This is a genomic window from Bradyrhizobium sp. UFLA03-84 (assembly GCF_002289535.1).
Classification (GTDB): Bacteria; Pseudomonadota; Alphaproteobacteria; order Rhizobiales; family Xanthobacteraceae; genus Bradyrhizobium; species Bradyrhizobium viridifuturi.
Genome location: NZ_NSJY01000017.1, coordinates 338,558 through 362,422, shown reverse-complemented (window position 1 = coordinate 362,422; position 23,865 = coordinate 338,558). Strand labels below are relative to the sequence as shown.

The 23,865-nt window shown below is 66.1% G+C and carries 24 protein-coding genes; 16 read left to right on the top strand and 8 right to left on the bottom strand.

All coding sequences use genetic code 11. The annotated features are described in order from the left end of the window. Positions 1-170 precede the first annotated feature (170 nt). Positions 171-4,001 (top strand): hypothetical protein, encoded by a 3,831-nt coding sequence (locus CK489_RS34425; protein ID WP_095735733.1) that lies wholly within the window; start codon positions 171-173, stop codon positions 3,999-4,001. A 12-nt stretch (positions 4,002-4,013) separates the two neighbouring features. Here CK489_RS34425 and CK489_RS34420 read toward each other — a convergent pair whose 3' ends face one another. Beyond that, positions 4,014-4,862 carry a glyoxalase superfamily protein gene (locus tag CK489_RS34420; RefSeq protein WP_095735408.1) on the bottom strand — a complete coding sequence of 283 codons (849 nt, stop codon included), beginning with the start codon at positions 4,860-4,862 and terminating at the stop codon, positions 4,014-4,016. A gap of 269 nt (positions 4,863-5,131) precedes the next feature. Here CK489_RS34420 and CK489_RS34415 point away from each other — a divergent pair, with 269 nt between their 5' ends. The 5 genes from CK489_RS34415 to CK489_RS34395 all read left to right on the top strand — a co-directional run bounded on the left by CK489_RS34415 (position 5,132) and on the right by CK489_RS34395 (position 8,872). Next, a complete protein-coding gene (locus CK489_RS34415) occupies positions 5,132-5,368 on the top strand; it encodes a hypothetical protein (RefSeq protein ID WP_095735407.1) in 237 nt (78 codons plus the stop codon). Positions 5,369-5,393: 25 nt separating this feature from the next. Continuing rightward, entirely contained in the window at positions 5,394-6,335 is a 942-nt protein-coding gene (locus CK489_RS34410) for a LysR family transcriptional regulator (RefSeq protein ID WP_095735406.1), read from the top strand. A 200-nt stretch (positions 6,336-6,535) separates the two neighbouring features. Continuing rightward, positions 6,536-7,246: an SDR family NAD(P)-dependent oxidoreductase gene (locus CK489_RS34405; protein WP_095735405.1), complete on the top strand. Its 711-nt coding sequence runs from the start codon at positions 6,536-6,538 to the stop codon at positions 7,244-7,246. A gap of 20 nt (positions 7,247-7,266) precedes the next feature. Then, on the top strand, positions 7,267-7,509 hold the full coding sequence (locus tag CK489_RS34400; protein ID WP_095735404.1) for a tautomerase family protein: 243 nt from the start codon (positions 7,267-7,269) through the stop codon (positions 7,507-7,509). Positions 7,510-7,630: 121 nt separating this feature from the next. Further along, entirely contained in the window at positions 7,631-8,872 is a 1,242-nt protein-coding gene (locus CK489_RS34395) for a YbfB/YjiJ family MFS transporter (protein WP_245350618.1), read from the top strand. Here CK489_RS34395 and CK489_RS34390 read toward each other — a convergent pair. The 4 genes from CK489_RS34390 to CK489_RS34375 form a co-directional block, all read right to left on the bottom strand. Further along, positions 8,869-10,020 (bottom strand): aminotransferase class V-fold PLP-dependent enzyme, encoded by a 1,152-nt coding sequence (locus CK489_RS34390; RefSeq protein WP_095735403.1) that lies wholly within the window; start codon positions 10,018-10,020, stop codon positions 8,869-8,871. The two genes, CK489_RS34395 and CK489_RS34390, sit on opposite strands and share 4 nt — an antisense overlap. Before the next feature lie 53 nt (positions 10,021-10,073). After that, positions 10,074-10,961: a hypothetical protein gene (locus CK489_RS34385; protein ID WP_095735402.1), complete on the bottom strand. Its 888-nt coding sequence runs from the start codon at positions 10,959-10,961 to the stop codon at positions 10,074-10,076. Positions 10,962-11,046: 85 nt separating this feature from the next. Continuing rightward, positions 11,047-11,799 carry a flagellar type III secretion system pore protein FliP gene (gene fliP, locus CK489_RS34380; RefSeq protein WP_050631029.1) on the bottom strand — a complete coding sequence of 251 codons (753 nt, stop codon included), beginning with the start codon at positions 11,797-11,799 and terminating at the stop codon, positions 11,047-11,049. Further along, the gene (locus CK489_RS34375; RefSeq protein WP_095735731.1) at positions 11,796-12,737 is read right to left on the bottom strand and encodes a flagellar biosynthetic protein FliO; all 942 of its coding nucleotides are present in this window, start codon (positions 12,735-12,737) and stop codon (positions 11,796-11,798) included. The genes fliP and CK489_RS34375 overlap by 4 nt, the downstream gene beginning before the upstream one ends. 360 nt (positions 12,738-13,097) lie before the next feature. Between CK489_RS34375 and flgB the strand changes: the two genes are divergently transcribed. From flgB to CK489_RS34330, 9 genes are all read left to right on the top strand, one after another. Next, positions 13,098-13,508 (top strand): flagellar basal body rod protein FlgB, encoded by a 411-nt coding sequence (gene flgB / locus CK489_RS34370; RefSeq protein WP_074130920.1) that lies wholly within the window; start codon positions 13,098-13,100, stop codon positions 13,506-13,508. A 27-nt stretch (positions 13,509-13,535) separates the two neighbouring features. Next, positions 13,536-13,961, top strand: a complete 426-nt coding sequence (gene flgC, locus CK489_RS34365) for a flagellar basal body rod protein FlgC (protein ID WP_021077939.1) — start codon at positions 13,536-13,538, stop codon at positions 13,959-13,961. Between the two features lie 26 nt (positions 13,962-13,987). Continuing rightward, positions 13,988-14,308, top strand: coding sequence for a flagellar hook-basal body complex protein FliE (gene fliE / locus CK489_RS34360; protein WP_050631837.1), 321 nt, complete (start codon positions 13,988-13,990; stop codon positions 14,306-14,308). Between the two features lie 124 nt (positions 14,309-14,432). Continuing rightward, a complete protein-coding gene (fliQ, locus tag CK489_RS34355) occupies positions 14,433-14,696 on the top strand; it encodes a flagellar biosynthesis protein FliQ (RefSeq protein WP_021077937.1) in 264 nt (87 codons plus the stop codon). Between the two features lie 18 nt (positions 14,697-14,714). Beyond that, the gene (gene fliR, locus CK489_RS34350) at positions 14,715-15,485 is read left to right on the top strand and encodes a flagellar biosynthetic protein FliR (protein ID WP_050631838.1); all 771 of its coding nucleotides are present in this window, start codon (positions 14,715-14,717) and stop codon (positions 15,483-15,485) included. Between the two features lie 9 nt (positions 15,486-15,494). Then, positions 15,495-16,568, top strand: coding sequence for a flagellar biosynthesis protein FlhB (flhB, locus tag CK489_RS34345; protein ID WP_050631839.1), 1,074 nt, complete (start codon positions 15,495-15,497; stop codon positions 16,566-16,568). Positions 16,569-16,709: 141 nt separating this feature from the next. Further along, positions 16,710-19,280 (top strand): cell cycle histidine kinase CckA, encoded by a 2,571-nt coding sequence (gene cckA / locus CK489_RS34340; RefSeq protein ID WP_095735401.1) that lies wholly within the window; start codon positions 16,710-16,712, stop codon positions 19,278-19,280. Between the two features lie 242 nt (positions 19,281-19,522). After that, positions 19,523-20,479 (top strand): Tim44 domain-containing protein, encoded by a 957-nt coding sequence (locus tag CK489_RS34335; protein WP_050631840.1) that lies wholly within the window; start codon positions 19,523-19,525, stop codon positions 20,477-20,479. A 193-nt stretch (positions 20,480-20,672) separates the two neighbouring features. Continuing rightward, the gene (locus CK489_RS34330; protein WP_244486457.1) at positions 20,673-21,299 is read left to right on the top strand and encodes a lectin; all 627 of its coding nucleotides are present in this window, start codon (positions 20,673-20,675) and stop codon (positions 21,297-21,299) included. A 144-nt stretch (positions 21,300-21,443) separates the two neighbouring features. On the opposite strand, the gene CK489_RS34325 is transcribed toward CK489_RS34330, so the two are convergent. Then, positions 21,444-21,860 (bottom strand): DUF3606 domain-containing protein, encoded by a 417-nt coding sequence (locus tag CK489_RS34325; protein ID WP_095735400.1) that lies wholly within the window; start codon positions 21,858-21,860, stop codon positions 21,444-21,446. 167 nt (positions 21,861-22,027) lie between these two features. On the opposite strand from CK489_RS34325, the gene CK489_RS34320 reads away from it, so the two are divergent. Beyond that, positions 22,028-22,735 carry a glutathione S-transferase gene (locus CK489_RS34320; protein ID WP_095735399.1) on the top strand — a complete coding sequence of 236 codons (708 nt, stop codon included), beginning with the start codon at positions 22,028-22,030 and terminating at the stop codon, positions 22,733-22,735. A gap of 6 nt (positions 22,736-22,741) precedes the next feature. Here CK489_RS34320 and CK489_RS34315 read toward each other — a convergent pair whose 3' ends face one another. Together CK489_RS34315 and CK489_RS34310 are read right to left on the bottom strand one after the other, a co-directional pair. After that, entirely contained in the window at positions 22,742-23,101 is a 360-nt protein-coding gene (locus CK489_RS34315; protein WP_050631843.1) for a GFA family protein, read from the bottom strand. A 12-nt stretch (positions 23,102-23,113) separates the two neighbouring features. After that, positions 23,114-23,788, bottom strand: coding sequence for a methyltransferase family protein (locus CK489_RS34310; RefSeq protein WP_050631844.1), 675 nt, complete (start codon positions 23,786-23,788; stop codon positions 23,114-23,116). Between the last annotated feature and the right edge of the window lie 77 nt (positions 23,789-23,865).

Here is a 23,865-nt window from a genome sequence, read left to right as displayed (position 1 = left end):
CCAAGCCCGCAGGTGAGCGAATGCGGAACGAGGGGCAGCCGCCGCCTCCCGAAAATGCGGTCAACGGGTTTACGTTAACAGCTCCTTAACGTCGCCCGATCCAAGATCGGGGCGCGTGGGCGAGGGCGCTTCGCGCTGGTATGGCTGAGGTCCCGAGAAAACGTTTCGAGATGGCGCGAACGGCTGCCGCTGGAACATGGTCGCTAGGCCGCGCCTGGGCGCGGACCGCGCGTCTATGCCTGCTTGCCACCGGCCTTGCCCTGACGACCCTCACATTCCCGACCGTGGCGCATGCCGACGACCCGGTGCCGGGTGAGGCGACATTCTCGGCCGCGAACGGCTATGCAAGGCTGGTGCTGAAGCTGAAGGAGGATGTCGAGTCGGAGGTCACGACCGCCGGCTCGATCATCGTGATCCGCTTCAAGCGTCCGGTCGATATCCCGGTCGAGAAACTGTCGGATGCGGTGCCCGACTATGTCGGCGCCGCCCGCCGCGATCCGGACGGGTCGGCGATCCGCCTCTCGCTGGCGCGCCGCGTCACCATCAACACCATGACCGCCGGCGAGCGCATCTTCGTCGACTTCCTGCCCGACAGCTGGACCGGTCCGCCGCCGTCGCTGCCGCAGGATGTGATCCGCGAACTGGCGGAGCGGGCCCGCGCCGCCGAGCGCTTGCTGCGTATCCAGCGCGCCGCCGATGCCGCCAGGAAGAAGCCGCCGATCCGCGTTCGCGCGCTGGTGCAGCCCACCTTCGTCCGTTTCGTGTTCGAGGTTCCCGACGGGGTCAGCGTCTCCTCGGTGCTGAACGAGCAGAAGCTGACATTGTCCTTCAACTCGGTGCTGAGCTTCGACCTTGCCGATGCCAAGGTCGCCGCTCCGCCGAACGTCGCGTCGATCAGTTCGCGCGCCGATACGGACACCTCGGCGGTCGATGTGACCCTGATCGGCGATGTCGACGTGCATTCGTTCCGCGACGAGAAGAACTACATCGTCGATGTCGCTTTCCAGCAGAGCGAGCAGCAGCAGGCTGCAAAGCCCTCGCTGAGCTCGTTGCTGCCGACGCCGCGCAGCAAGAAGGGCGCGGCGATCGCGCCGGTGACATCGGAAAGCTTCGCGCGGCAGGCCAAGATCGAGATCCGGCCCGGTCAACCCAAAGCGGAGCCTGCCAAATCTGAGCAGGCGACATCGGAGCAGACCCGGTCCGAGCCGCCACCATCCGAGCCGGCCAAGCCCGAGCAGGCTACGACCGAACAACCGGCCGCCGCGCCCGCCAAACCCGAACAGCCGAGATCGGAGCTAGCCGATCCGGAACTGCCGAAGATCGCGGCTGCACCAGCGGCCGGCGCCGAGAATGCGGCTGCGCCGCCAGCGCCGCGTGAGGGCAGCGCCGGTGCCGCGGCGGAACAAGACAAACCGCCGGTCAGCGAAGCGCCGAAGCCTGCTCCCGCCGTCGCGGCCGCGCCGGCGATGGAGACGCCGAAGCCCACCGCCGCACCATCGCCAGCCGAAGCCCGCGCCGGCGCCAAGTCCGGCGCCAGCTCCTCGGTCGACGCCCAGCGCGACAGCGACGGGCTTCGCGTGACGTTCTCGTTCCCCGCAGCAACGCCGGCGGCACTGTTCCGCCGCGCCGACACGGTGTGGATGGTGTTCGACACGCCTGAGGCGATCGATGTCGATCCGATCCGCGCCAAGGGCGGCTCGCTGATCGCGGACGTCAGCCGGATCGCGCTGGAGAAGGGGCAGGCGGTGCGCTTCCGCCTCAACCGGCCGCAGATGCCGTCGCTCGAAAGCGACGACCGTTCGCAAGGCGTGAGCTGGGCGCTGACCTTTGCCGACCGCGTGCAGAAGCCGCCATTGCCGCTGACCGTGGTGCGCAACATCAGCGAGCCGTCGCTCGCCAATGTCAGCGTGCCGCTCGCCAATCCCGGCCAGTTGCACAAACTGGTCGATCCCGATGCCGGCGATACGCTCTGGGTGGTGACCGCGCCCCCGCCGACCCGCGGCATCATCAAGCGGCAGGATTTCGTCGAGCTCTCGCTGCTGGAATCGATCCACGGCGTCGTGGTTCATCCGAACGCCGACGACGTCAAGGCCGAGGTCGGCGCCGACAAGGTGATGCTGGGCCGGCCCGGCGGCCTGACGTTGTCGTCGGCCGACGTTGCCGCCGAGCGCGCGACCGCGGCGGTGAAGCCGCTGTTCGATCCGGACGAGTGGCGCAAGAATCAGTCGGAGAATTTCCTCAAGCAGCTCGACGGCCTGATTGCGGCGGCTTCGACCGCCAATGCCGAGCAGCTGCCGCAGGCGCGGCTCGATCTCGCCGAGTTCTACATGGCGCGCGGCATGTACCAGGAAGCCCATGGCGTCGCCAACCTGATCCTGTCCGAGAGCAAGCGCGGCAGCGAGACACCGTCGGTGGTGATGGTGCACGCGGTCGCCAGCATCCTGATCGGCCACCCCGAACGCGGTCTGAAGGATCTCGCCAATCCCGTGATCGGCAACGGCTACGATTCCCAATTGTGGAAGGGGCTGGCCTTTGCCCGCGAAGGCAAATGGGCCGAGGCGCGCGAAAAATTCAAGAACGCCGAGTTCTCGGTCGCGACCCTGCCGCCCGACCTGCAGCGCATCGTCACGATGGATTCGATGAAGGCTTCGCTCGAGGTCAAGGACTATGCCGGCGCCGCGCGGCGCAAGAGCGATCTCGATGTGGTCGGCGTTCCCGATGCGCTCAAGCCCGCGGTTGCGGTGCTGCGCGGCCGGCTCGCCGAAGCCCTCGGCCAGGAGAAGGATGCGCTTGACGCCTACCGCTTCGCCGCCAATTCGGCCGATCGCCAGGCCGCTGCCGAAGGCATGCTGCTCGAGACCCTGCTCAAGCAGAAACGCGGCGAGATCGGCCGCGACGATGTGCTGAAGGAGCTCGAGCTGTTGTCGATGCTGTGGCGCGGCGACAATATCGAATTGAAGACGCTCTATGTGCTGTCGAAGATCTATGCCGAGACCGCGCGCTATGCCGACGCCTTCGCGGTGACGCGTGCCGCGACCCGGCTGCAGCCGAACGCGCCGGAATCGCGCCAGGCGCAGGATGCCGCTTCGGCGCTGTTCGTGCAGCTTTATCTCGGCCCCAAGGGCGACGAGATGGCGCCGATCGATGCGCTCGGCACCTTCTACGAATATCGCGAACTGACGCCGATCGGCCGCCGCGGCGACGAGATGATCCGCCGTCTCGCCGACCGCCTCGTCGGCGTCGATCTGCTCGACCAAGCCGCCGACCTCCTGCAATACCAGGTCGACAAGCGGCTGGAAGGCGCGGCGCGCGCCCAGGTCGCCGCGCGGCTTGCGATGGTCTATCTGATGAACCGCAAGCCGGATCGCGCCATCGGCGCGCTGCGCTCGACCCGGATCGCGGACCTCTCCGGCGAACTGCGCCAGCAGCGGCTGCTGCTCGAAGCGCGCGCGCAGAGCGACGTCGGGCGGCACGACCTCGCGCTCGACATCATCTCGAACATCACCGGGCGCGAGGCGATCCGGCTGCGCTCCGACATCTACTGGGCGTCGCGGCACTGGCGCGAGGCGTCCGAGCAGATCGAGCTCTATTACGGCGACCGCTGGCGCGATTTCACCCCGCTCAATCCGAGCGAGAAGGCCGACGTCATCCGTGCCGTGGTCGGCTACGCGCTCGCCGAGGACGCCATCGGGCTGTCCCGGTTCCGCGAAAAATACGCGCCGCTGATGTCCGGCGACACCGACAAGCTGGCGTTCGATGCGGCCAGCAAGCCGGTCGCGACCTCGAGCGCGGAGTTCGCCCAGATCGCGCGGATGGCCGCCAGCGTCGACACGCTCGACGGCTTCATCCGCGAGATGAAGACCCGCTTCCCCGACGCCACCGCCCGCGCGCCGCTGCCCGATCCGGTGTCGACCGGATCGGTGCCCGACATGCCGAAGGCTGCGCCGGTGAGCGCGCTGCCGGCGATCAAGGGCGAGCGCCGCGCCAGCGCGGGTCAGTAGCAGCGCAGGCTGCTACGGTCCAGGCGTCACCCACGCCGAGGAAATGATCCCCTTGTCGTCGAGCGCAATACGCCAGTGCGTGGCTCCGTTGTCCTGCCTGACGCTGTAGACGTCTTCGCCCTGTTCGCCGACACCGAGAAAGCGGATCGACTGGATGTTGCCGAGGTCCGCGAGAGGCTGAAGCCACTGCATCTGCTTGCGGGTGGCCGCCGCCAGCGCCGGGCTCATCGCGTTGTAATCAGGCTTCCCCGATGCGATCCCATCGATCAGGCGATGAAGCGCAGCTTCGGTTCCAGGGCTGGCTGACTGGTGCTTGACGCGCTCCGCCGTCTGATCGGCGATCTTCGTTGCCGTTGCGGCGTCGATACGCGCCATCGGAATATCGCTGCCGTTCTGATGCAGAACCAGCGAGGTGGCCCGTCCGTCCGGTCCGACGACGAAGCTGACCTGCGCATCGACAATCTTGGCGAAGAATTCGGTTGGGCTCTCCGCAAAGAACCGCACCGAGCGTTGTCCTGTGAGCTGCATCATCAGATGATGTCCATCGGGCGTCACCGTGAACACGGCGCGGTCATTGAGCTGGTAGAAACCGGAATAATGATCGAGCGCGGCTGGATCGACGGCGATCTCCTGCCGCGCCGCGATCGGCGGTGATTCCGCAGCGGGGTCTGCGGCAGCCTGGGCCGACATGCTTGCCGGCCCGGCGGCCTGTATCCGCGCCGCCAGCGTGTTCCAGTCGCGCTGACCGAACAGCCTGGCGATCAGCTCCAGGCTGTCGCTGTGGGTGAGGGGGATCGATTTGGCGCTGAGCGTTTCGCGCAGCGTCTGCGCCATGGCCTTGGCATCACGGAAGTCGCGCATGGATTGGTCCTCTGCATCGACGAACGGAAAGCGTCAGGGGCTTGCGTTGCTGACCCGTTCGTGCGGGCAAAGGAAGCCTGAAACCGGCTTGATACATTCACCGTCCCCGGGCGGGGTGCAAGCGGCGGGTGGTATCGACCCGGCCGAATGTTCGCCGGGGAGGTGCGATTTGTCAATTGCAAGAGGTCGTGATCGCGTTCGCGCTCTCGACATCCTGCTGCCAAATCGGCAACCATGGCTGATATTGCCAGCCGGGAGGACGTCGTCACATGAGCAAGCCGATCAAGACCGAAGCCGAACTCATCGCGATGGCGCGGGCCGAGCTGAAGGTGCATGCCGACTGCCCCGACGGCATCGACATCTCCGTGCTGCGCGACGGCGACAGCTGGGAATTCCGCGCCAGCGCCGACGAGGCCACGGTGGCGAGGCCCGGCTATCCCGAATGCGTCGCGATGCTGGTGCAGATCGGCGACCACCTCAGCAAGCAATACGATGTAAGGGGTTAGCGGCGGCGGCGAAGCGGGGGGACCGATGGACCGCATCGACGCCATGAAGGTCTTCGTCGCGGCGGTCGACGAGGGCAGCCTTGCCGGTGCGGGCCGCAAGTTGCGGCGATCGCCGGCGGCGGTCAGCCGGGCGATTGCGTTCCTCGAGCATCACGTCGGCGCCGAGCTGCTTCATCGCACCACGCGGTCGCTGAAGCTGAGCGATACCGGCCAGCGCTACGCGGCGGCGTGCCGGCGTATCCTCAGCGAGCTCGAGGAAGCCGACATCTCGGCCGGCGGTGAGCGGGCCGCGCCGCGCGGCACGCTGACCATCACCGCGCCCATCGTCGTGGGCGAGGACGTGCTGCGGCCGGTGCTCGACGCCTTCATGGCGGAACATCCGGCGGTGACGGTGCGGCTCGTGATGCTCGATCGCACCGTCAATCTGATCGACGAAGGCTTCGACGTTGCGCTCCGCATCGCGCATCTCTCCGATTCCAATTTCGTCGCCATCAAGCTCGGCGAGGTGCGCCGCGTGGTCGCGGCGTCGCCGGGCTATCTCGCGGGGCATCCCCTGATCGGCGAGCCGGCCGATCTGGCGAAGCACCAGATCATCGCGATGACGCATTTTGGTCTCGACTCCTGGAGCTTTCCGCCGGCCGCGAAGTCGAAGATCGCGCGTGCGGTCCAGTTCACGCCACGGCTGGTCGTCAACACGGTGCGGGCAGCGGTTGCGTCGGCCAGCGAGGGGTACGGCGTCACGCGGTTGTTCTCGTACCACATCGCCGAGGAGATCCGTGACGGGCGGCTGCGGATCTTGCTTGCCAAGGACGAGCATCCGCCGCTGCCGGTGCATTTCTTGGCGCCGCAGGGCCGCTTCGACGTGCCGAAGGTGCGCGCCTTCGTCGACTTCGCGGCGCCAAAGCTGAAGCGCTATTTCGAGCGGTTGTCGCGCGAGGCCAGCAAGGCCGGCGCCAAGACCCGATGAGCCAAGACCCGATGAGCCAAGACCCGATGAAGCCAAGGCACGATGGAGCCGTCTCGTACTTTCCCCGGGCCGTGCTCATTCGTTCGCGCCGCGGAAGAGTGTCTGCCGAATAGCGGGCATTCGCGCGGAATGCGGATGTATCTAGGTTCCTCTCCATCGAAGCGGCGCTGCGTCGCTTCAGCAACGGATGGAGAGAAATCATGGGTGCAGAGCAGAAGGTTGCCATCATCACCGGTGCGTCGCAGGGCCTCGGCGAGGCGATCCTGAAGGGTTATCGCGACCGTAACTGGCGCGTCGTCGCCAACTCCCGCAACATCAAGCCGTCGTCGGACCTCGATGTCCTGGCCGTGCCGGGTGACATCGGCGATCCCGAGGTTGCCGAGCGCATCGTCAAGCAGGCGCTCGGGCATTTCGGCCGGATCGACACGCTGGTCAACAATGCCGGCATCTTCGTCGCCAAGCCGTTCACCGATTACACCGACCAGGACTACGCCGCGGTGCTCGCGACCAACCTCAACGGCTTCTTCTACATCACCCGCCGTGTCGCCAGGGAGATGGAGAAGCAGGGATCGGGACACATCGTGCAGATCACGACCAGCCTGGTCGATCATGCCAACAGCAACGTGCCCTCGGTGCTCGCGTCGCTGACCAAGGGCGGCCTGAATGCCGCGACCAAGTCGCTTGCCATTGAATACGCCGCCAAGGGCATCCGCGTGAACGCGGTCTCGCCCGGCGTAATCAAGACGCCGATGCACCCGCCTGCGACGCTCGACTTCCTCGCCAGGCAACATCCGGTCGGCCGGATGGGCGAGGCGAAGGACATCGTCGACGCGGTGCTGTTCCTGGAGAACGCGGGCTTCGTCACCGGCGAGATCCTGCATGTCGACGGCGGCCAGAGCGCCGGGCACTGAAGCGCGATCGGGAGGCTGTCATGCCTATCGTCACCATCCAGGTCACGCGTGAGGGGACGACGCCCGGTGCGTCGTCCACCACGCCGGCGGAGAAGGCCGCTCTGATCAAGGGCGCCAGCGAGCTGCTGCGCGACGTGCTCGGCAAGCCCATGGAATCGACCTTCGTCGTCATCGAGGAAGTCGACACCGACAATTGGGGCTGGGGCGGCCTGCCCGCGCTGGAATATCGCCGGAAGCTTGCAGCTGCAGCTTCTTCCCGCTGACGGCCTTCACCAGAAGAGCCCTGCACCTCTCCCGATCGGGAGAGGTGAGCAGTGATCGCTCCGAGCGATTGCTGCGATCGCAACTAATCATTTTTCACGAACGGCCGGAGGGCCTACTGCGATGTCCATGTCAGCCAATGTCGATCATGATCGGCGCCATCATGCCGGGCCGCATCGCGATGCGGGTGGGCCGCTGTGGCTGTCAGCCGCCGCAGGGCTCTGTGCCTCGCTGGTCGGGCTTGGACTGGCGCGCTTCGCCTACACGCCGCTGATCCCTGCATTGATCGCGGCGAAGTGGTTCACGCCGGCGGAAGCGGTCTATCTCGGCGCCGCCAACCTGGCCGGCTACCTCGCCGGCGCGCTGATCGCGCGTGACCTCGGCGCGCGGATCGGCTCGGTGTGGGCGCTGCGCGGCATGATGCTGCTGGCCGCCGTCACCTGCTTCGCCTGCGCGGTGCCGATCTCGTTCATCTGGTTCTTCGGATTCCGCTTCCTCGCCGGGATCAGCGGCGGCGTGATCATGGTGCTGGCGGCGACCGCGATCCTGCCGCACACCGCGCCAAGCAAGCGCGGCCTGATCGGTGGCGTGATCTTCGCCGGCGTTGGCCTCGGCGTCGCAGCCTCTGGCACGCTGGTGCCGCTGCTGCTGCAACAGGGCGTCAAGCAGGCCTGGTATGGCCTTGGCGTGCTCTCCGCAGTGCTGACCGCGATCAGCTGGAAGGCGTGGCCTGCCGAGGCGCCGGCCGCGCATGGTGCAGCCGAGGCGCATGTCGCGGCGCACGGCGTGCGCTCGCCGCTGGTGATCGCGCTGTGCGTGGAATACGGCCTCAATGCGCTGGCGCTGGTACCGCACATGGTGTTCCTGGTCGATTTCGTCGCTCGTGGTCTCGGGCAGGGGATCGCTGCGGGATCGTACTACTGGGTGCTGTATGGCATCGGCGCCGTGGTCGGCCCGCTGCTGACGGGACATCTCGCCGATCGCGCCGGCTTCGCGGCGGCGCTGCGCGCGGCGTTCCTGATCGAGGCGGTCGCGGTCGCGATGCCCGCGGTCACGAACGCGCCTGCTGCGATGATCGTGTCGAGCCTCATCGTCGGCGGCTTCACACCCGGGATCGTGCCGCTGGTGATCGGCCGCATCCACGAACTAATCCCGCATTCCGCCGCGAGCCAGCGCTCGGCCTGGGCGCAGGCCACCACGACGTTCGCGCTGTTCCAGGCGGCGGCCGCCTACGGCCTGTCTTATCTGTTCGCGCAGAGCGGCGGCGACTATGCGCTGCTGTTCCTGATCGGCGCGGCCGGCGTGGCCGCAGCGCTCGCGATCGAATTGTTCAGCGTCGTCGCGCGAGGGCGCGAGTTCAGCTAGCCACGCAGCGCTTTGCTCAATGCGGCGACGAGGCGGTCGACATCGGCCTCGTCATTGAAGACGTGCGGCGAGATCCGCATCCGCCCCAACCGCAGCGCGACGTGGATGTTCTCGGCGGCAAGCCGCGCGATCAGCTCCTTCGGGATGCCGCCGGCGATTCCAAGGCTCAGGATGTGCGGCGCGCGCACGCCCTGCGCCGGCACGTCGAGCCCGAGATCACGGACGCCCTCGGCGATCCGCTGCGTCAGCATCGCAAGCCGCTCGCTGACGGCGGTGGCGCCCCATTCGGCCATCATCTCCATGCCGATCGAGGCCATCTCCAGCGTGATGAAATGATCGCGCTCGCCCATGTCGTAGCGGTGGGCATTGTCGACATAGGCGAGATCGCCGAAATAGACCGGGTTCTCTGAGTTGACGTTGCGACGGCCGGCGGAGGTCTGCTCCAGCGGCACGCCGTTCTGGTGGCGTTTTGCGATATAGAGGAAGGCGCGGCCGTAGGGGCCGATCAGCCATTTGTAGGTCGGGAAGATCACCGCATCCGGATCGAGCTTCGTCACGTCCATCGCCACGACACCGGCGCTCTGCGTCGCGTCGATGACGAACATCGCCCCCTGTCGGCGCAGTACGGCTTGCACTCGATCGACGTCGATCATGCCGCCGTCCGACCAGTGCACCGAGGAGATCGAGGCAAGGCCGACCGGCGGTGCGTCCGAGCGCTCGACCGTTGCGAGCACCGCCGATGTCCAGTCGCCGTCGGCAGGTTGCCGCACGGTGTCGACGACGAACCCTTGCGCCTCGGCGCGGGCGTGCCATTCCAGCACCGGCGACGAGTGATCGTTCTCCAGCACGACGACGCGGGTGCCGCGCGGAATGGTCAGCGCCTTCGCGACCGTCGCGACGCCGTAGCTGATCGCGGGGATCAGTGCGACGTCATTCGGATCGGCATTGAGCAGGCGGGCCGCCGCGCTGCGGGCACGTTCATGCTGGCGAGCGGCAAAATCGGCCTCGATCCGCCAGGGCCGGCCCTTGCGCCCGACTGCCATGCGGCCGGCGTCCAGCGTCTTGAGCGGCAGCGGGCTGTAGGACGCCGAGTTCAGGTAGCAGACCTCGCGTGGGATCTCGAACAGGTGGCGCTGGGAGGGAAGCATGTCGTCTCGTTGCTGGAATTTGCAGTGATGGCGTAACGCGGAGATGCGGGCGCTCAACCGTCGTACTGGTCCGGCCCCATCGCCCACGGCGCCTGGTCGTAGCCGTTGGCGAAGGTGCGGTTGGTCTGATCAGGATTGCGGTTGACCAGCGGGCGCAGGTACATCGGATGGGTGGCGCTGCGCACCTCGTGCTCGACGGTGAACAGATGCCTTCCATTGGCGGGATCGACGATGTCGCAGAAGCGGTACTGGTACTGATTGTCCTCGCGCGAGACCAGATTGCGTTCGCGCAGCTGCTTGTAGGGGCCCGAGAAGTCCGTGATGTAGATCTGGACGTGATGGCCGTCGAACTCGCCTTGCGCCTGGTCGGTCTCGCGGAATTGCAGATACTGGTCCTTGCCGACCTTCGCCCGTGCGACAACTCCGTCGCCGTTCGCGACGCTGGCGGGGATGCCCATGATCTCGGGATAGAACCGGCTGATCGCTTCAGCGGTGCCGGGCGGCACGTCGAATTCGACATAGGGCATGCCGAGCGCGATCCGTCCGAACCGTTCGGCGTCCGGTTCAAAGCAGCGCAGGCGGTTGCCCCACGGGCAGATGGCCTCGACGTGATCGTTGTGCTCGCGATAGCTGAACGCGGTGCCTTCGAGCTTGGGGGCGACCGCGGCGAGCCTCGCGAGCAGGGCCTGCCGTCCGGCGATCACGATTCCCGTGTGGCCGCGCAGCACCTGCGGCCGGCCGCTCGGCAGATGAAACTGACTGCGGCCGGCATTCACCCACATGTTGCTGTCGGACACCATCAGATAGGGATCGCGGGTCAGCCCGATGCCGGCGACGTAGAACAGCGTGGCGAGGCGCTGGTCGGGCACCTGCACGTTGACGTGCTCGAGATGGATGGCGTTGCCGAGGTCTTCTGCGGCGCGGTCGAATGGCTGCTGCACGGCGCGGCTCCCTGGATGCGGTGCCGCGCATGATAGTGCAACGGCACCGCCGATCCAGCCGACAGGCCATGAATGTTACGCGGGGCTACCCCCCGTAACTCTGCACCAGGCTGCCGGCGACAAGCGCCCAGCCGTCGACCAGGACGAAGAAGATCAGCTTGAACGGCAGCGACACCACGACCGGCGGCAGCATCATCATGCCCATCGACATCAGGACGGAAGCGACCACGAGGTCGATGATCAGGAATGGCAGAAACAGCAGGAAGCCTATCTCGAAGGCGCGCTTCAGCTCGGAGATCATGAAGGCCGGCACCAGGATGCGCAGCGACATCTCCTCGGGCGTCGCCGGCGGCGGCTCGCCGGAGAGGTCCATGAACAGCTTCAAATCCTTCTCGCGGACGTTCTTCTGCATGAAACCGCGCAACGGCACCGAGGCGCGCTGCAACGCCTCCTCGACGCCGATCTGGTTGGCGACCAGCGGCTTGATGCCGTCGTCATAGGATTTCTGCAGCACCGGTCCCATCACGAAGGCGGTGAGGAACATCGCGAGCGCGATCATCACCGAGTTCGGCGGCGCCGTTGCGGTGCCGAGCGCGGTGCGCAGCAGCGAGAGCACGACCACGATGCGCGTGAACGACGTCATCATGACCAGGATCGACGGCGCGATCGACAGCACCGTGAGCAGCGCGATCAGCTGGATCGCGCGCTCGGTCACGCCGCCATTGCCGCCGCCGAGATTGATTGAGATGTCCTGCGCCATCGCCGGATCGGCGAAGGATCCGGCGGCGATCAGGACAGCGATGAAAAAAACTCTACGCGGGACGGCCCCGAACCTCACGAAGGATTCTTCGGTCGGCCGAGCAGCGATGCCATCTCGTCCTCGAGGTTCTCGAACCCGCTCTTCTGTCCGCCGGCGGGCGGGGCTGACGGTTCGCTGCGCGGCGCGCGGACCGGCGGCGCCTCGGGCGCAACCGGCGGCGCGACGGTCTCGCCGGCACCGGTCGGGCGGCGCAGGGCCGCCTCGAGCCGCTGCGCCATCTCGGCGAGATTGGCATCGGCGTTCGATGCCGCGGGTGCGGCCGGCGGCGCCTGGGTTGCGATCGGCGGCGGAGCCGGGGGAGGCGGTGGCGGCGGCGTCACGGCACGCTCGGGCGCGCGCAGCGGCGGCGGTGCCTTCGGCGGCTCGGCGGCGCGCGGCGGACGCGGGATGGCAGGCTCGGAGCGGGGCGGCAGCCGCGGCGGCATCGGATCGGGCCGCGGTTCAGAACGCTCGGGCGTGAAGCCCGTGAGCGGATCACTGCGGCGTTCGGCGATCGGCGGCGGGGGCCGGCGCAGTTCGTCGGCGAAGGAGGGGCGCGCCGGACGTGGCGGCAGCTCGGGCTCGGGCAGGTCGAAATTGTCGGAGCGGGCGGCTTCGCTCTCGTTCCAGGCGGCATCCGGCAGCGGCGCCACGCGCGGCGGCGCGGCGTCGGCTGCGACCGCGGGGCGGCTCGACATCTGGTCGCGCCCCGGCATAGCGCGGACGATATTCGGCTCGACGACGATGTCGGTCGGGCCGCCGATCATCAGGAGATGCTCGATGTTGTCGCGGCGAACCAGAACCAGGCGGCGGCGGCCGTCGACGGCTGCGGCGTCGATCACCGCCAGGCGCGGCATGCGGCCGCGGTTGGCGTTGGCGCCGAGGCGGTTTCCAGCGAAGCGGCGGACGAGCCATGCGGTGACGCCGATAAGCGCCAGCACGACAACGAATGCCAAGACGAAAGTAATGACCTGCATATTGGAGTCCCCGGCCATCTTGGCCTTCCTCAGCTTCCGCCATCAACGGGCACAGATTGATAGGTGCGGTTTTACGCAGCGAATCGCGCCCGAGATTCGCCTTATTTCTTAATTCCCAGCGGCTTGCAGCCGACTGTTCTATTAATAAACCAAGAATCGCTTGTCCCAAAACGACTTCTCAGCGCCCCACGCTGTCTCGGTTTGTGCTGGTTAACGCAGCATTCGTGGCGAAAATGCGCTCGCAGGCGGTCGTTGCGGCGTTCTCCACGGATCCGTCCGATATTTTAACCACCCGTTAACCATACACCGGGCAAATTCTGCCTACCTCGGGAGGTCCCAGAGGTTAACGGAGCCGCGGCGATGGCCATGAACGATCTGCCGATCCTGTCGGCGTTGCGCACCAAGATGCAGTGGCACCAGGAGCGTCAGCGGGTGCTCGCCGAGAACATCTCCAATTCAGACACGCCGAACTTCCGGCCGCGCGATCTGGTCGAGCCGAAATTCGACAAGGGCGGCGCGACCGTCGGCGGCGGCATGGGGACGCTGCCGATGATGCAGACCAGCGCCACCCACATGGCGGCCTCGGGCGCGCCCGACACGTTCGACAATGATCGCGGCAAGAGCGGTTTCCAGACCCGCCCGGCCGGCAATGCGGTCAATCTCGAGGAGCAGATGCTGAAAGTGTCGGCCAACCAGATGGACTTCGCTGCCGCCACGTCGCTCTACAGCAAGAGCCTGCATCTGCTGAAAACCGCGATCGGCAAGGGTTAGGCCACCTAACGGCGGCAGGAGGATCCCATGGCAGATGGAACAAGCGATTTCGCCCGCTCGATGAGCATCGCAACCTCCGGCCTGCGCGCGCAGGCGGGGCGGATGCGGGTGATCTCGGAAAATATCGCCAACGCCGATTCGACGGCGCAGACCGCAGGCGGCGATCCCTATCGCCGCAAGGTGCCGACGTTCTCCTCCGCGCTCGATCGCTCGCTCGATGCCCAGGTCGTGACGCTCGGACGGATCAGGCCCGACCAGTCGTCATTCCGCATCAAGCACGAGCCGGGCAATCCAGCGGCGGACGCCTCCGGCAACGTCAAATATCCGAACGTCAATTCGATGGTTGAAATGACCGACATGCGCGACGCCCAGCGCTCCTACGAGGCGAACCTCAACATCATCAGCGCGACGCGGCGGATGATCCAGCGCACGCTCGACATCCTCAAGTCCTGACCCAGCAAGAACAGGGAACGTAACTCATGGCTACACCGACAGTCGCCGCCAACGCCTATGCCAGCCTCGCGAGGATGATGGAGCGCGGCGGCGCCGAGAAGGCCGGGCTGGGCGGACAGGCCGTCGCCGGACCGTCGTTCAGCGCGCTGCTGAAGGACTCCGTCGGCAGCGTGCTGGAAGCGGGCAAGAAGTCCGATGCGCAGACCATGGCGATGGCCTCGGGCAAGGCGAACGTGATGGACGTGGTGACGGCGGTTGCCGACACCGACGTCGCGGTATCGACCCTGGTGTCGGTCCGGGATCGTGTGATCCAGGCCTATGAAGACATCATGAAGATGCCGATCTGACATCCGTCAGGACGTCATCCCGGAGCGATGCGCAGCATCGAGCCCGGGATCTCGAGGTTCCGGGTTCGATGCTTTGCATCGCCCCGGAACGACGGTGCAAAAACAATCAGCAGCGAGAACTCAAATGACCGGCCCTGAAACTCTCGACGTGGCGCGCGATGCGATCTGGACCATCGTGATCGTGTCGTCGCCCCTGATGGTGGTTGGCCTTGTGGTCGGCGTCGTGGTGTCGCTGTTCCAGGCGCTGACCCAGATCCAGGAGCAGACCCTGGTATTCGTGCCGAAGATCCTCGCGATCTTCGTCACATTGCTGCTGGCGCTGCCGTTCATGGCGGACTCGCTCAGTAGCCACATGATGCGGATTTCATCGCGAATCATCGGCGGTTGATGCACTAATGCCGCGGTCATGCGCATCGATGTCTCCCTGCTGCCGGCGCTGGCCGCAATCTTCGTGCTGGTCTTCGCGCGCGTGGGCGCCATGGTGATGCTGCTGCCCGGTTTCGGCGAGAGCAACATCCCGGCACGGGTCAAGCTGTCGATCGCGCTGCTCTTGACGCTGATCATCCTGCCCCTGCACCGCAACGCCTATCATGTTGACCTGACGTCGATCTCCGCGCTCGGCGTCCTGATGGTGCATGAGCTTATCATCGGCATCGTGCTCGGCGCGACCGCGCGGGTGACGCTGTCTGCGCTCAACGTCGCGGGCTCGGTGATCGCCCAGCAGCTCGGGCTCGGCTTCGTCACCGCGGTCGACCCGACCCAGGGCCAGCAGGGCCAGATCATCGGCAACTTCCTCACCATCCTCGGCCTGACGCTGCTGTTCGCCACCGACAGCCACTATCTCGTCATCGCGGCGCTGAGCGAGAGCTACCGCATCTTCTCGCCGGGCGAGATCATGCCGACCGGCGACGTCGCGGCCCTTGCGACCAACGCCTTCTCGGCCGCCTTCAAGATCGGCCTGCAATTGTCGGCGCCGTTCCTGGTGTTCGGGCTCGTCTTCAACATCGGGCTCGGCGTGCTGGCGCGGCTGATGCCGCAGATGCAGGTCTATTTCGTCGGCGTGCCGCTCTCGATCATGGTCGGCTTCCTGATCTTCGCCGTCGTGCTCGCGGCGATGATGAACACCTATTTCGACTACTTCAACGGCGTCATGCGCCAGCTCGCTCCGATGAACTAGGGAAGAGCGATGGCCGACGATACCGAAGACAAAACAGAAGACCCTACGCAAAAACGTCTCGACGAAGCCCTTGAGAAAGGCGACGTCGTCAAGAGCCAGGAGGTCAACACCTGGTTCATCATCGCCGGCGCCACGCTGGTGCTGTCGACCTTCTCGGGCTCGATCGGCGGCGGCATCTTGATGCCGCTGCGCAATCTGATCGCCAACTCATGGATGATCCGCACCGACGGTGCCGGCCTGCTCCAGCTGACCCAGACGCTCGGCTACGCCGTGGTCGCCGCGATCGGCGTGCCGTTCCTGATGCTGGCGCTGGCGGCGGTCGCCGGCAACATGATCCAGCACCAGCTGGTGTGGTCGGGCGAGCAGCTCAAGCCGAAATTCTCCAAGATCTCGCCGGCCGCCGGCTTCAAGCGGCTGTTCGGCAAGCAGGCGGTGGCGAACTTCCTGAAGGGCCTGTTCAAGCTGATCGCGCTCGGCGTCGTGATGGTCATGGTGCTGTGGCCCGACCGGATGCGGATGGAATCGTTCCTGCGGGTCGATCCGGCCGAGCTGCTGCCCGCCATCACCAGCATGACGGTGCACCTGATGGCGGCGGTGGTCGCCATCCTCGCTGCGGTTGCGATCGCCGACTACTTCTTCCAGTACCGGACCTGGTACGAGCGTCACAAGATGTCGCTGCAGGAGATGAAGGAGGAGTTCAAGCAGTCGGAAGGCGACCCGCACGTCAAGGGCAGGATCAAGCAATTGCGGGTCCAGCGCGCCAAGAAGCGCATGATGGCGCAGGTTCCGAAGGCTTCGGTGATCATCACCAACCCGACCCACTATTCGGTCGCGCTGGCCTACGACCGCAGCATGTCGGCGCCGGTCTGCGTCGCCAAGGGCGTCGACGTCCTCGCGTTCAGGATCAGGGAGATCGCCAAGGAGCACGATATTCCGATCGTGGAGAACGTGCCGCTGGCCCGGGCGCTCTATGCCACCGTCGACATCGACAAGGAAATCCCGGTCGAACACTATCATGCGGTTGCCGAAATCATCGGTTACGTGATGCGGCTGAGGCGCGGCCTGTCCGGCCTGCGTCAGTAAGGGGCGGAAAACCGCTTGAAATGCGCGTAACTTGCGAAATTGCCGCCTGATGGACTTGCGTTTTCGGGTCCGATTCAGGCACTCAGGGGCAAGGTGGCCGGCCGGTCGCCTTCGTGATGCAGACGAGCCATGTCTCTCCAGATGACCGCCGATAGCAACGATCCTCCCGTGACCGAGCCGTTCGTGGCTCACGGGCCAGCCCGGCGGAGCGGCAGCATCCTGCTGGTGGTGCTGATCGCGATCGGCATCGTCGCGGTGGCGGTCTGGCTCATGACCATCGGCCGCACCCAGGCGCAGCCCTATATTCTCGGCGTGCTGGCGCTGCTCGCCACCGCGGGGCTGTTCAACCTGTTCGCCTTGGCCGCAGGCATCATCCGCTTCTCCGACCGCGCCACCGACGATCCGGTGATGGCGCGGATCGCCGACCAGGCCCAGGAGGGGCTCGTCGTCACCGACTCCCGCGGCCACGTGGTCTATTCCAACGCCGCCTATCTGACGCTGACCGGCGCGGCGGGGCCGCAGGACGTCCGTCCCGTCGAGCGCGTCTTCATCGGCAACCCCGACGTTTCCGAAGCGGTGTTCCGCCTGCTGAAGGCCGCGCGCGAGGGCAAGCGGCAGCAGGAGGAGGTCCGTGTCGCCGGGCGCGAGGCCGGACAGGGGCGCTGGCTGCGGCTGCGGGTACGCCCGCTCGGCGAGGGCAAGCGCGACGCCAGGTACGCGGTATGGTCGATCGCAGACATCACCCGCGACCGCGAGCGCCAGGAGGACGTGTTCCAGGAGCTGCGGCATGCGATCGAATATCTCGATCATGCGCCGTGCGGCTTCTTCTCGGTCAATCCGGCCGGCGAGATCGCCTATGTCAACGCGACGCTGGCCAACTGGCTGGATTACGATCTGGCCGAGATCGGCTCGGGCGGCTTGAAGCTGACCGACATCGTGTCAGGCGACGGCGCCGCATTGTTGACCTCGATCGCGGCCGTGCCGGGCGAGGTCAAGACCGAGGTATTCGACATCGACCTGCGCATGCGCGGCGGCAAGACCGTGCCAGTGCGGCTCTATCACAAGCTCGCTTTCGGCGCCGACGGCGCAGCGGGCGCCTCGCGCACGCTGGTGATCAGCCGTGCCCGCGACGAGCATTCCGATCCGGAGCGCGCCGCCGAGGTGCGCTTCATGCGCTTCTTCGACCATACGCCGATGGCGATCGCGACCGTCGACCGCGGCGGCAACGTGGTCGGTGCCAATGCGCGCTATGCCAAGCTGGCGCAGGGGCTCAATGGCGATGGCGGCGCGGCCAAGTCGATCTTCCGCGCAGTCAACCCGCGGGACCGCGGCCTGTTGATCGCGGCGATCAACCAGGCCGCCGAAGGGCAGGGCGATATCGCGCCGGTCGAGGTGATGCTCGACGGGCCCAAGGAGCGCTTCGCCCAGTTCTTCGTCACGACCGTCGAGAAGGACGAGCGCGACGCCGAGACCGCGATCGTCTACATGCTCGAGACCACGGAGCGGCGTGCGCTGGAAAACCAGATCAACCAGTCGCAGAAGATGGAGATGGTCGGCCAGCTCGCCGGCGGCATCGCGCACGACTTCAACAACGTGCTGTCGGCCATCATGATGGCGAACGACTTCCTGCTGAACGCGCACAAGCCGACCGACCCGTCGTTCCAGGACATCATGCAGATCAAGCAGAACGCCACCCGCGCTGCGACGCTGGTGCGGCAGCTGCTGGCGTTCTCGCGTCGCCAGACGCTGCGGCCGCAGGTGCTCGATCTCGGCGACGCGCTGTCCGACCTCACGATGCTGCTGCGCCGGCTGATCGGCGAGAAGGTCAAGCTCGATCTCGTGCATGGCCGCGATCTGTGGCCGGTGAAGGTCGACGTCTCGCAGTTCGAGCAGGTGGTGGTCAATCTCGCGGTCAACGCGCGCGATGCGATGCCCGACGGCGGCAAGCTGATCATCCGCACCGCCAACGTGTCGACCGAGGAAGCCGCCCAGCTCGCCAACAAGGGCATGCCGGCGGCAGACTATGTGAAGATCGAGATCTCGGACACCGGCACCGGCATTCCGCACGAGATCATCGACAAGATCTTCGAGCCGTTCTTCTCGACCAAGGAAGTCGGCAAGGGCACCGGCCTCGGCCTCTCCACGGTCTACGGCATCGTCAAGCAGACGGGCGGCTTCGTCTATGTCGATTCGGTGCCGGGCGGCGGCACCACGTTCCGGATCTACCTGCCGCGGCATCGCCAGGAGCAAGAGGTCGCTCCTGAAGTGCAGGCCGGCAACGGCGCGGCAAAGGAAACCGCGGCCGCGGCGGAAACCGCCAAGCCGAAGCCCGACCTCACCGGACAGGGCACCATCCTGCTGGTCGAGGACGAGGACGGCCTGCGCTCGCTGAATGCGCGCGGTCTCCGCTCGCGCGGCTACAGCGTGATCGAGGCGGCCAACGGCGTCGAGGCGCTGGAGGCGTTCGAGGAGAAGAACGGCGCGGTCGATCTCGTGGTGTCGGACGTCGTGATGCCGGAGATGGACGGGCCGACGCTGCTGAAGGAAATGCGTAGCCGCAATGCCGAGCTGAAGATCATCTTCGTCTCCGGCTATGCCGAGGATGCGTTCGAGAAGAGCCTGCCGGAGAACCAGCAATTCGCGTTCCTGCCGAAGCCGTTCACGCTGACGCAGCTGGTCGCCGCGGTGAAGGAAACCATGACGGCGAACTAGACGGTTGCCGCCGCAACTGCCTCCGCTTCTCGCAAGTGCGAGGTGAAATTCCGATGCAACTGCGATTGAAACCGGGGCGCATCTCGCGCTAGGACGCGTTGTCGCGGCCACAAGGCCCATAGTGTCACATCGCCGCGACCGAGGGCCGCAGCCGTGGTTCCCGTTTCCCGCTTCACTTTTGTCAGGCCCTGCCCATCTTAGGGGCGTTTCCCCATGCCGGGGAATCCTTTGAGGAAACCAACATGAATTTCTCGCAACGCACGCGTGGAATTGTCCGGGCGATCGCCGTCGCGATGGCGCTGGCGCTGCCTGTGATGATGACCGTCTCGGCGGCCGACGCTCGCGTCGGCGGCGGCGGCTCGCGCGGCTCGCGGACATTCTCCGCGCCGCCCTCGACCAGCACCGCGCCGGGTTCGGTTGCGCCGATGAACCGCACCTTCAGCCAGCCCGGCAGCCCGGGCATGAGCTCACCGGCGGCGAACTCCGGCGGCCTGTTCGGCCGCGGCGGAATGGGGCGCGGCCTGCTCGGCGGCCTGGCCGCGGGCTTCCTCGGCGCCGGCCTGTTCGGCATGCTGTTCGGCGGCGGCCTGTTCTCGGGTCTAGGCGGCCTGTCGTCGATGCTCGGCCTGCTGCTGCAGATCGGTCTGATCGTGCTCGTGGTCCGGCTCGCGATGTCGTGGTGGCAGCGCCGCAATGCGCCGGCTGCCGCTTACGCCGGCGGACCCGACGTCGGCCCCGGTCCGCAGGCGAATGCCCGCTCGGGCTTCGGCTTTGGCCTCGGCGGCGGATCGAATGCGCCGGTCGAGATCGCGCCTGGCGACTATGAGACGTTCGAACGGCTGCTCGGCGACATCCAGACCGCGTGGTCGAACGAGGACATCGCGAAGCTGCACACGCTCGCGACACCGGAAATGGTGTCGTACTTCTCGAAGGATCTCGAGGAGAACAAGGCGCGCAACGTCACCAACAAGGTGACCAACGTGAAGCTCCTGCAGGGCGATCTGGCGGAAGCCTGGCGCGAAGGCGACAGCGAATATGCGACGGTCGCGATGCGCTACGCCCTGGTCGACACCATGCTCGAGCGCGGCACCGGCCGCCAGATCAGCGGCGGGCAGCCGGAGGAGGTCACCGAGGTCTGGACCTTCGTGCGCCAGCGCGGCGGCAACTGGGAGCTTTCGGCGATCCAGCAGACCAACTGATCGATGGTCTGACGAACAGAAGGCGCCGCGGCATCGTCCGCGGCGCTTTTGTCTTGTGGAGTTTATTGCGGTGTCGTGACGGCGGAATATCCGGACATGCCGCGGGTTGATGTCAGCGGACCATAACAACCATCGGGAGGATGGAATGAAATTTGCGCAGATCGCGGTTCCTGCCTGTCTTGCGTTCGTCGTCATGGCCGCACCACCGGCGAGCGCGCAGACCGCCGATACCAGCTTCTTCGTGACCAGCAACGGCATCGGCAATGGCGGCAATCTCGGCGGCCTCGCCGGCGCCGACAATCATTGCCAGACCCTGGCGCAGGCCGCGGGCTTCGGCGCGCCGAAGACCTGGCGCGCCTATCTCTCGACCCAGGCGGCCGATGGCAAGCCGGCGGTGAATGCGCGCGATCGTATCGGCAAGGGACCGTGGAAGAACGTGAAGGGCGTCGTGGTCGCCAAGGACGTCGCCGACCTGCACAGCGCGAGCAACAATCTCACCAAGCAGACCGCGCTGTCCGAGAAGGGCGAGGTCATCAACGGTGCCGGCGATACGCCGAACCGCCACGACGTGCTGACGGGATCGCAGGCCGACGGTACTGCGTTTGCGGCCGGTGAGGACCGCACCTGCAAGAACTGGACAAGCAGCACGCAGGGCGCTGCGATGGTCGGGCATTTCGACCGCAAGGGGCTGCGCGACGACGAGCCGTCAAAATCCTGGAACACGTCGCATCCCTCGCGCGGCCCCGATGGCGGCTGCTCGCAGGCCGATCTGAAGAGCACCGGCGGCGACGGCCTGCTGTACTGCTTCGCGGCGAATTGAGGCGGCAGGGGCGGGTCTGATTTTGCTGCAAGTGAATGCCCGTCATTGCGAGCGCAGCGAAGCAATCCATCCTGCCGCATGCGCGGAGCGATGGATTGCTTCGTCGCTTCGCTCCTCGCAATGACGGGGACAGTATGACCGCGCTCAGCTCTTCTTGCGCTTGGTCTTCTTGGCTGCCTTCTTCACCGTCTTCTTCGCAGTCTTCTTTTTCTTCGCGGTTTTCTTCTTCGTCGCGAAGTAGGCCCCGACCTTCTTCGAGGAATGTCCGACCTCGGCGACCGCCGCCTTGAGCCGCGCAGGGGTCACCTTGAACTTCTTCGACCAGTAGCGGACCTCGTAGGGCTCGCTGATCGCGATCCGGGCGCGATCGGCGGCCATGTGGCGCTGCTCCTTGAAATGGGCTTCCACCTTCCTGGCGGAATGCCCGACCTTCTTGACGGCGGCCTTGAGCTTTGCCGGCGTGACCTTGAACTTCTTGGACCAGTACGCAACTTCGTAGGACTCGCCCAACGCGATCAGGGCGCGATCCTGTGCGCCCCGCTTCTTCTTGTCGTCCGCCATAAGTTGATCCTTCATCGAAGACTCGATCCTGGAACCTTAGCAGTCTCCGCGCGGTTCGGACAGGCGGCCGGTGTACGATGGACGATTGGGCCGCGGCGCGGCTACGATCCCGGTGAGAAGAAACGACTGAAGAGAAACGACGCTGCCAAGTTTTCGGAGGTAAGTGCATGCACTATCAGCTTTACTACTGGCCGATGATCCAGGGCCGCGGCGAATATGTCCGCCTCGCGCTCGAGGATGCGGGCGCCGGCTATACCGACGTTGCCCGCGGCAAGGGCGGCACCGGCGCCATGATGAAGATGATGGACGCGCATAAGGGCACGCCACCCTTTGCGCCGCCGTTCCTCAAGGCCGGCAGTCTCGTGATCGGCCAGACCGCCAACATCCTGCTCTATCTCGGAGCGCGTCACGGCCTGGCGCCGAAGGCGGAGGCGGGGAAGCTCTGGGTGCACCAGCTGCAGCTCACGATCACGGACTTTGTGCTCGAGATCCACGACACCCATCATCCGCTCGGCCCGTCGCTGTATTACGAGGACCAGAAGGCGCCGGCGAAGAAGCGCACGGAAGAATTCTGGGCGTCGCGAGTGCCGAAATATCTCGGCTATTTCGAGGACCTGGTCGCGGCGAATGGCGGCGGCTTCGTCACCGGACGGCGGCTGACCTATGTCGACTTGTCGCTGTTCCAGATCGTCGAAGGCCTGCGCTACGCGTTTCCGAAGCGGATGGCCGCGTTCGAGAAGAAGGTCCCGCGCCTGATCGCACTGCGCGACCGCGTCGCCGAGCGGCCGAACATCAAGGCGTATCTGGCGAGCGAGCGGCGGATTCCGTTCAACGAGGAGGGCATCTTCCGGCGCTACAAGGCGCTGGATTTGTGATCGCGGTCACCTGTTTCGCCCATCCACCGGCGTCATCGTGATCTTCGACAGGTCGATGCCGTCGATGCAGCTGACGTTCAGCGCCACGATGTCCGAACCATCGGGTTTCTTGCCGCGCGCGAACACGTCGACGCCGCAATCGACACAGAGCTGGTGGCGGATCGCATGGCGGTTGAAGAGATATTCCTTCAGGTTCTCGGCGCCGGCGCGGAGCTGGAAGCTCGATGGCGGCATGAACACGAAGTGCAGGCCTTTCTTGGTGCAGATCGAGCAGTTGCAGGCGGTCACCATCGCCATGTCGGTGGTGCATTCGAAGCGCACCTGGCCGCAATGGCAGCCGCCGGTGTAGGTCTTACTCTCTGCCATGACGGTCGGTCCTCACCACAGCCCGGGCACGAGACGATAGCGCACCCGCGCCGCGTAGTCAGCATAGCCTGACAATCCCGCAATCAGCGTGCGCTCCTCGATCCCGGTGCGGAACGCGAACAGCCCGAAGAACACCGGCACGAAGGCAAGGCCCCACCAGGAGCCGAGCGTCACCGGCACGCCGATGAAGAACAGGATCACACTCGCATACATCGGGTGCCGCACCAGTGCGTAGGGACCAGTCGAAATCACGTGATGGTGGCGCTCGGTCTGCACCTTGACGACCGGCGCTGCGAACGAATTGGTGCGGAACACCCACAGGATCAGCACGGTCGAGAGCAGATACAGCGCGAGGCCGAGCACGATCAGTGCCACGCCCGCGTTGGCGCCGCCGAAGCGGCGGTCGAGCCCCATCGCGACGAACCACAGCACCGCGATGACGAGGAACACCAGCATGAAGCGCTTGTCCTCGGCGGGCTGGCCCTCACGCGCGGTGAGCCGCATGCGCTCGGCCAAGAGGCCGGGATCGACCTTGGCAAGCCACAGTCCGCAGGCCGGGCCGATCAGCGCCGAGGCGATCAGATAGGCCCACGCGCCGGGCCAGTGCAGCGTGCCGGCGAAGGCAAACAGCAGCGCAGCCATGGCGAGGACGAAGAACGTATTCTGCAGGAGGAGCTTTGCGATCATGGATGGCGACTCCGTTATCCCAGCAGCGATTATCGCACTGTTTCCCCGGCAAACATGCGACCGCAGCCATCAACTTT